Consider the following 8,827-nt stretch of genomic DNA (forward strand, 5'->3'; position numbering starts at 1 on the left):
ATCCTGATCGCCGCCGGGCCCGGTCTCCGTGACATCGAGGCGTACGGGGATGTAGTCGCCGTGGGCCCCGACTTCACCCGGGCCGTCCTGGACGTCGCGGGCGCTGTTCTCACCTGGGCCGTGCTCGACGAACCGGTCCTGCCGTCGGCGGAGATCCATGACGTGGGACGCGCCCAGCAGTGGGTGTGGGCCCTGTACGGCGAGGGCGTCGCCGCCGCCGTACACGACTGTGCGGCGGGACGGACCGACGTACAAGTGACGGCAGAGGTCACGGCGCTCGCGGGCGCCGCCGCCCGGCTCGGCCTCGGCCACTGGGCGACCCGGTGGTGGCCGGCGTCGTACTCGGACGGGATACCCGCGCTCGAACCGGACCTGCTGGGCCTGGAGTCGGCCGCACTCACCCACCGCTGCCAGCAACTGTTCGACGACGGAGGTGACCAGCCCGACGACTGCGCGGCCGAGCTGATCGAGGAACACGGGGCAGCACTCGACCCGTTGATCCAGTGGTGGCGGGAGGCAGGGCGGGCATCAGACACCGGTCGTCGGCTGGAGAGCGTCCTGCGGCTGCTCGACGACGCGGCGGACAGCGCCGGAATCGACGGACCCGCCCTGCGCCACCTCCGCTCCGCTCTGGAGGGGCACGGTCCGGCCGGTACGGCGGCCGGCTCCGGCACGCCCTTCAGCCGCCGCGCGGGCTACACCCTCGCCGCGGGGGAAACGGCCGTCGCGGGCGGCCGGGTGATCGCCCGGGGCTCGGGGGTCAATGACTGGTGCCGCTACCCGCCCGGCTTCGTCGACGCCGCCGAGGACGCGGTGTCGTGGACGGCTCGCGCGCTCGGCGCACGGCGGCTGATCGAGGTCGAGGCCCTGGCCGAGCTCTCCGCGCCAGCCACCGGTACGTCCCTCGTCGCGGAGGTCCGGGTGAACGGCGGCGACCCGCACCGAGCGCCCCTCACCAGGCGCGACGACCTCTGGACCGGCTACGCGGACCTGTCCCCGGACCTGTCGGCGGCGCTGCGGACGCCGCGTGTCGAGGTCGGCGTCCTGCTGCCCGGCTTCGACCCGGGCCCCGGCACACCGAGCTCACCCGACGGCCGCGCCGAGCGTGACGCTGTCCGTGCCCTGGTCCGGCGGCGGCTGACGACCGCGGCCCGGCCGCCGGCGAACGACGCCAACCCGAACGACGGCTTCCCGGCACCGTTCCTCGCCGAGACGGCCGCCGCCGATTCCGCCACCGACGAGGACTACTGACGTATGCGGGACGACAAGGCCGTACACAGCGAACAGGCTGAACAAGGCGGGCAGGGCGAACCGGTCGAGAGAGCGGGTGTGATGCCGCTGTACGGGGATCCGTTCGACGGCGGCCTCGCCCTGGCCGAGGAACTTCAGCTGACGGCCGATCTCACGGCCGCCGGCGCCGTCTACGAGGAGCTGCTCACCGTGGCGGAGTCCATCGAGGACTCGCCCGACGTACGGTTCCTGCGGGCCCACCTGCTGTCCGACCTCGCGAGCGTCCGGCTCAACGCCACGGACCTGGCCGGGGCCGAGGACGCCGTCGAGCGCTCCCGCGCCCTGCTCGACACCGTCGCGTCCGAGCCGATGGGGCCGCGCGGCCGTCAACTGTGGCTGGAAGTCCTGCTGAAGACGCTCCTCGCCATGGCTGACCTGCGACGCAGGACGGGGCGGCTGGACGAGGCGCTGGCCTGTCTCGACGAGGCCGCGGCCAGGCTGCCCGAGTTCGACGATCCGGAGGGGCTGCGCGCCGCCGAACTCGGCTCGAACCGCGTGCTCCTGCTGATGGAGCGCGGCGAGTGGGGAACCGCCGAGGAACACGCGACGGGACTGCTGTCCACCCTGGAGGCGACCGAACTGGAGACCGTGCCACGGTTGCTGACCGCCCTCGGCATGATCTGCTCCTCGACGGGGCGGTTCGACGAGGCCGAGGACCACCTCGCCCGTGCGGAGGAGCGTTACCGCGCGCTGGGGGACGTCGGCGAGCAGCACTCGCTGCTCGCGCACCGTGCGTATGTCGCGATGGACCGGGGCGAACTCGACCTCGCGGAGCGGCTGTTCACCGAGGCGTCGGCGTTCTTCGAGCAGCAACAGTGGTCCGGAGATCTGGCGGTCTGCGAGCAGGCCCGTGCCTACCTCGCCGGCCGGCGCGGCGACAGTTCAGGCGCGGGTGAGCTGATGGAGGCAAGCCTGGCCCGGTTCGAAGAGATCGGCGCCTCGGTCGCCGCCGCCGACAGCATGCTGCTGGGCGCCCAACTCGCCTACGGCCAGAGCGACATCCCCGAGATGCAGCGGCTGGCCCAGGGGGCCCGCGACATCTACCAGGCCCGGGAGGTGTACGAGCGGTGCGCACAGGTCGACCTGATGCTCGCGCGCACCCTTGAGGACAACCTGAACCGCACGGACCACGGCGACCACGAGAGGCGGTCCATCGACAACGCGCTCTCCCTCGCGCTTCCGGCGGCACTGACCCTGCAGGCGGCGCGCTTCGACTTCGCCACTGCCCACGCCCGCCACCAGTGGCTCCAACTGGCCGACGAGGCCATGGAGTTGGTGTTCCAGCTCGCTGTACGACGCCAGGACCAGGGGCTGCTGTTCGAACTGGTGGAACACCGCAGTGCGGGCGCCTTGCTCGCCCTGGACCGTACGCCACCGTCGTCGGCGCCCCACGTATCGCCCCCGGGGCCCGCCGAGGACGCCGGGTCGGTCTTCCCCGGTGCGGCCATGAAGACCTACGCGCGCGCGGACGGCCCGATGGCCCTCGGCGGTGTGGCGGCGGAGGCCGCCGCCTCCGCCGGTCTGCGCGTCGCGCCGCCGCCGAGAGTGCGGATGGCGGCGCACGGGCCGGGGCGTTTCGCGCTCCAGGAGTACATCGCGGGGGCCGAGTTCCGCTATCACCGGCGGATCGTGAACGAGGAGGAGGTCCCTTTCTGGTTCACCGACGACCTGACGGGCCGACCGGTGGTCCAGGTCCGACTGGCCGACGCCGGCGACCTGTTCATGACCTGGACCTGGGCCGGCGGCGCCCGGGGTTTCGGTACCGGCCGAGGGACCGCCGGTGAAGTCGACAGTGCGGTGGGGGAGTTGGCCGCCGCGCTGCCGGGGACGGGAGAGGGCGCGGCGGGGGTGCGGCGCGCGTTCGACCCCGGAGCTCTGGCGGAGCGGGGGGCCGAGCACCGGCTCGCGCGGGTACTGGCCGAGGCGGTGTGGCCGGAGGAACTGACGGCACAGATACGTCAGGTGTCGCAGCGTGCGGGCCGTCCGCTGGTGCGGATCCAGCCCTCGCCCCGGGTCGCCCAGGTCCCCTGGGAACTGCTCGCCGTCGACAGCGCGTCCGACGAACGGCTCATCGAGCTGGCGGACGTGGTGACCACCACGCCGATGTCGTTGCGACGCCAGGCCGGCTCCGGACGTCGGACGCCGGACCGGGACCCGGACACGAAGGCCGGTCCGGTCGTCCTCGTCCTCGACCCCCGCATCCCCGGGTTCCGGGCCGACTCCCCGCTCGGCTCCGTCCTGGGGCCGCCAGGATCGGACCCGGAGCTGCTGTCCTTCGTGCGGAGGCGTCTCGCCGAGGGCGCCGTCGTGCCGTCCGTCGCCACCCCGGCGGAGGCGCTGCGCCGCACCGACCTGGACCGGGACTGGCTGAGCGGAGTGCTCCGCGAGGGCACCCGCAGGCTCCTCTACGTCGGGCATGTGAGCGGCGCGCCCGTCGAGGGCGGCCAGAGCGAGGACGGCGCCCTCCATCTGTGCTGCGGCCCGGAAACCGCCGGTCTGGCCGAACCGGTGCGCGGTCACCGCCCGTTGTCGGCCAAGGATCTTCTGCTGGGCACGCTGCCCCTGCGTGCCGACGGCGAGCCGGGCGCCCATCTCTGGCCCGCGCCGCCGCGTGTCGCGCTCATCGGCTGCGAGAGCGGCGGCGATCTGCGCTTCGCCGAGTCGTTCGGTCTCGCGACAGCGATGATCCACAACGGTGCCGAACTCGTCACCGCCACCCGCTGGGTGCTGCCGACCAGCTTCGCCTTCCATCAGCTGGCGGGCCTGCCCGAGTCCGTTCGCCCGCTGACGGAAACGATCATCGCCGTCGACACCGCCCACGAACACCCCCACCCCGTGGGCGAGTTGGGCCGCTGGCAGCGCGAGCGGCTCGGCCTGTGGCGGGCCGGCGGCCGGATCGAGCACTCGCCCCTGCTGTGGGCGGCCCTCACTTCCATCACCGTGTGACCCCGTAGGGGAGCCGCGAAGGCGTGGAGGCGTGGAGCTGTCAGCCGCCCGCTCCGGACACCAGGGCGGGCCCGGTGCTGGCGCGCAGGGAGATGGGCGGTGCGATGAGGTGGTGGCGGGGCACCGCGTCTGGGTGGTCGAGCCGCTCGACGAGCAGTTCGACGGCGAGTCGGCCCATCTGCTCGGCCGGTACGTCCGCCGCGGTGAGCTGTGGGGTCACCGTCTCCGCCCAGCGGCCGGCGACGACCCCGGTGAGGGAGAAGTCGCGCGGTATGTGACGGCCCGCCATCGTCAGGCCCCGGTAGAGGCCGCCGAGCGCGGCCTCGTTCAGGGTGACCAGCGCCGTGGTCTCCGGGTCGTCGTGGAGGATCCGCTCCAGACACTCCTGGCCGGAGGGGGCGTCGTCGCCGCAGCAGTACGTGCGCACGGTGAGCCCGCGTTCGGCCGCGGCCTTGGTGAAGCCGTCGAGACCGCGGTGCGCCGACTCGTATCCGGCCCGCAGCAGGTGCTCGGGCCGGTTCACGAGGGCGATGCGGCGGTGTCCCAGGTCGGCGAGGTGGTTGACGCAGGCCGCCGCCAGCGCGGTGTGGTCGAGGCCGACCCACCAGTCCCGGTCCGCGTGTGCCGTGCGGCCGATACAGACGGCGGGGAAGTTCTCCTCCCCCAGGTGGTCGACCCGGTCGTCCTGGAGTCTGATCTCCATGAGGATCGCGCCGTCGACCCGCCGCTCACCCAGCAGCCGCTGGAACGAACGGTCGCTGTCCACCCCGCTCGGGGAGAGCAGCACGTCGTAGTCGTAGGCCGCCGCGGCCTCCACCACGCTGCCGATGAAGTCCAGCTGCATGCCGGTGTAGTGATTGCCCGCCGGCGGGAAGACCAGACCGATGGTGCTGGTGCGGCCGTTGGCCAGGGCGCGTGCGCTGGCGTTGGGCCGGTAGCCCAGCTCGTCGATCACCTGCTGGATCCTGCGCCGGGTCTCCTCCGACACCGAGCGCTTGCCGCTCAGCGCGTACGACACGGTGCTCCGCGAGACCCCGGCCCGTCTGGCGATCTCCCCGATGTTCACGGCACTCCTTCGTCGAACCGGTTCGCGTGAGGGCAAATTAGGAGCGACAGCCGCCCTTGTCAATGACTGACGCAGATCTTCAATTACCTCCCAGCCTATCCGCGTTGAAGGTGTTGAGGGTATTGCCCCGCACTTTTCGGCAGTGCTAGCTTCCGGCACGCATCTTTCGAACCGGTTCGACACTCATCATGGCTCACCCCACGGAGACTTCAGTGCGACGCACCCGCAGCAGAACCAGTGCCGGCGCCACCGCCGTCACCGCCCTCGCCGCCCTGCTCGCCGTACCCGCCTCCGGCGGCACGGCCCGCGCGGCGCAGCCCGAACAGCTCACCATCGACCTCGCCACCGACACCGGCGCCTTCCACGGCGGCGCCTCCGGCTCCCTCTACGGCGTCTACGGCGACGGCGTGCCCAGCCGCAACGTCCTGGAGGGCATGCACGTCCGCACGGTGTCGACCAAGGCACAGGACGGACCCCAGCATCCGGGCGCCGACGCCCTGGAGATGCTGCCACCGTTCGTGGACTCGGGCGGCAGGGACGTCTACGTCTACATGACCGACATCTACCGCGGCTTCCCCTACCAGTGGCCGGGCGCCGACGGTCCGGCACGGCTCGCCGACTTCAAGGAGAAGATCAAAAAGCAGGTCCAGCAGGTCCTGACCATGGACGACGCCTACAAGGACCACGTCGTCTACGTTCCCTTCAACGAGCCCGAGGGGAACATGTTCGGCACCGGCGAGTGGAGCTACGACCAGGTCTCCTGGCTGAAGGACCCGCGAGCCTATTTCGCGGCCTGGAAGGACGTCTACCACCTCATCAAGGGCCTCGACCCCGACGCCCGTATCGCAGGCCCCAACACCAGCGTCCTCTACGACCAGGTCAAGGGCTTCCTTCAGTACGCCAAGGCCAACGACGTGGTGCCGGACGTGATGACCTGGCACGAGCTGTCGTCGCCCGCCGCGGTCCGCACGAACGTGGCGAAGTACCGGCAGATGGAGAAGGACGTCGGTGTCGGCCCACTGCCCGTCAACGTCAACGAGTACGGCCACAACTTCCACCTCTCCGTGCCCGGCCAGGTCGTCCAGTGGGTCTCCGCGATCGAGGACTCCAAGATCGACGCGGACCTCGCGTACTGGAACATCGACGGCAACCTCAACGACTCGGCCGTGGAGGCCAACAAGGGCAACGGCCAGTGGTGGCTGTTCAACGCCTACGGTCAGATGTCCGGCCACACGGTCGAGGTGACCGCCCCGCATCCCAACCAGCAGTACACACTTCAGGGTGTCGCCACCCTCGACAAGGACAAGCGGCAGTCCCGGGCGATCTTCGGCGGCAAGAGCGGTGACGCGGACGTCGTCTTCCGGAACATCGACCGCAAGCTGTTCGGCAGGGCCGTGCACGCCACCGTGCAGGAGCTCCCCTGGACCGGCCAGGTCGGCGACTCGGCCCAGCCTCTGCGCCTCGCCGACCAGGAGCTGACGGTCGGCGCGGACGGCACCGTCACCCTCCCCATGACCGGCATGAACGAGATGTCGGCCTACCAGGTCATCCTCTCCCCCGGCGGACACGGCGCGGCGCCGGCCGAGCCGTCGGTGAGCTGGCGGGGGACGTACGAGGCGGAGAACGCCACCTACTCCGGCGGCGGTTACTCGAAGAACGGCCCCGAGGGCACGCCCTCCAACGTCGGCGGGTTCGCCACCTCCGGGACGTACAACGTCGGCGGTCTGCGCACCGGTTCCGACGGGGTCCTCGGCTTCGACGTGGAGGTCCCGCAGGACGGCACGTACGACCTGAGTGTGTTCGCCAACTCCTACAACCTGTACGACCTGGTGAAGGAGCAGGGTCCCACCAACGTCTTCCTGCGGGTCGACGGCGCCGATCCGCAGGAACTGCGGCTGCCGCTCGGTTACAAGTGGGTGGTCTGGGGCCACACCGACACCACGGTGAAGCTCACCGCCGGCAAACACCGCATCACCCTCGCGGCCAAGGACCCCGCCCTGGGCGTCACCAGGGGCGACGCCATCATCGACAAGATCGATCTGTCGCTGCGGGACGCGCGCGTGACCGCACCGGCGGTCTACGAGGCCGAGTACGCCACCCTCTCCGGAACGCGGCCCGCCTACACGCGCCCCGGCGTCTCGGGTCCCGGCACGGTTCCGCTGGGCAAGGGCGGCGCCGCGACCTTCTGGGTCCACTCCCCCACCGACGGTGAAGCGACCGTGTACGTCGACCACTTGGGCGGCGGCAGGGCGAGCCTGTCCCTCAACGGCGAGAAACTCGACGTACCCAAGGTCGGGGGCGACAGGAAGGGCACCGACCGGATACGGATGTTCCTGTCCGGCGGCATCAACAAGATCACCGTCACCGGTGCCTCACGCGCCCTGGTCCTCGACCGGCTGCGGGTCGCCCGGACCGGCGGCACCCTGACGACCAGGGTCTACCAGGCGGAGGACGGCCGGCTCTCCGGCGCCGCCAAGGTGACCGACGCCTACACCTTCGCCACCGGCGGCAAGGCGGTCACCGGCATCGGCGACGGCAGGGCGAACGCCCTCACGGTCGACGTCGCCGCCGAGAAGGGCGGGCGGCACGCCGTGACCATCCGTTACTCCAACGCCGAACAGCCGCCCGCCACGCACTACAACCCCGACCCGATCGCCCGGCACGCCGACCTCTCGGTCAACGGCGGACCGTCCCACCGGGTGCTGTTCCCGACGACCTTCCACTTCAACAACTTCTGGGAGCTGACCGTCCCGCTCACCCTGAGGAAGGGCGCCAACCAGCTCACCTTCACCGCCGAGGAGCTGCCCGACTTCAACGGCGACACGTACAACCAGTACGACCAGCGATCCCCGTACGCGCCGGTCATCGACCGCATCGCCGTCACCCCGCTCGCGGAGTAGCGGCCCGGCTGACGGCAGAGGGCCCGGGCCGTCGTCGGACGCTGTTGGTTAATTCGGGCCCGTGCGTGACGTCGGCTCCCAAGACCTGGTTGTGGTCTTGGGAGCCGATGTTGTCGTATGGGGTGGGTGTCGATGTCTATGCAGCCGAGCGGGCCGGTCGAGATTCCGGCGGAGACGGTGCGGGTGGCGCGGGCAGCGTTCCCGAAGGGGAGTCTGGCGATCCGGGTGCGGGACGAGCTGGGTCCGTTGTTCACCGATGAGGAGTTCGCGGATCTGTTCCCGGCGCGAGGGAAGCCGGCCTGGTCGCCGGGGCGGCTGGCGTTGGTGCTGGTGTTGCAATTCGTTGAGGGGCTCACGGACCGGCAGGCCGCCGAGGCGGTGCGGGCCAGGATCGACTTCAAATACGCCCTCGCGCTGGACCTTGGTGATCCGGGCTTCGACTTCTCGGTGCTGTCGGAGTTCAGGGACCGTCTGATCGAGACGGATGCCGGGCGGATGGTGCTGGACGGCATCCTGGCTGCGGCCCGGGAGAAGGGGCTGCTCAAGACCGCCGGCCGGGCCCGTACCGACTCCACGCATGTGCAGTCCGCGGCCCGGGAACTGTGCTGGCTGGAGATGGTCGCGG

5 protein-coding genes are annotated in these 8,827 nt (G+C 71.1%); 4 read left to right on the forward strand and 1 reads right to left on the reverse strand.

Annotation, left to right across the window (positions count from 1 at the left end; translation table 11 throughout):
* Both STRTUCAR8_RS08090 and STRTUCAR8_RS49440 read left to right on the forward strand, forming a co-directional pair.
* The coding region (locus STRTUCAR8_RS08090; protein WP_006375046.1) for a hypothetical protein at positions 1 to 1,251 on the forward strand (1,251 nt) is incomplete at its 5' end.
* Between the two features lie 3 nt (positions 1,252 to 1,254).
* Positions 1,255 to 4,236: a CHAT domain-containing protein gene (locus tag STRTUCAR8_RS49440; protein ID WP_006375047.1), complete on the forward strand. Its 2,982-nt coding sequence runs from the start codon at positions 1,255 to 1,257 to the stop codon at positions 4,234 to 4,236.
* Positions 4,237 to 4,276: 40 nt separating this feature from the next.
* Here STRTUCAR8_RS49440 and STRTUCAR8_RS08105 read toward each other — a convergent pair whose 3' ends face one another.
* On the reverse strand, positions 4,277 to 5,302 hold the full coding sequence (locus tag STRTUCAR8_RS08105; RefSeq protein ID WP_006375045.1) for a LacI family DNA-binding transcriptional regulator: 1,026 nt from the start codon (positions 5,300 to 5,302) through the stop codon (positions 4,277 to 4,279).
* 212 nt (positions 5,303 to 5,514) lie between these two features.
* Between STRTUCAR8_RS08105 and STRTUCAR8_RS08110 the strand changes: the two genes are divergently transcribed.
* Both STRTUCAR8_RS08110 and STRTUCAR8_RS08115 read left to right on the forward strand, forming a co-directional pair.
* Entirely contained in the window at positions 5,515 to 8,202 is a 2,688-nt protein-coding gene (locus tag STRTUCAR8_RS08110; protein ID WP_006375048.1) for a carbohydrate-binding protein, read from the forward strand.
* 132 nt (positions 8,203 to 8,334) lie between these two features.
* The coding region (locus STRTUCAR8_RS08115) for a transposase (protein ID WP_199791673.1) at positions 8,335 to 8,827 on the forward strand (493 nt) is incomplete at its 3' end.

It is taken from the genome of Streptomyces turgidiscabies Car8 (assembly GCF_000331005.1).
Lineage (GTDB): Bacteria > Actinomycetota > Actinomycetes > Streptomycetales > Streptomycetaceae > Streptomyces > Streptomyces turgidiscabies.

What these genes read in the sequence shown, in the direction of transcription:
- STRTUCAR8_RS49440 (WP_006375047.1), top strand. Translation starts at nt 1,255, where the DNA reads ATGCGGGACGACAAGGCCGTACACAGCGAACAGGCTGAACAAGGCGGG.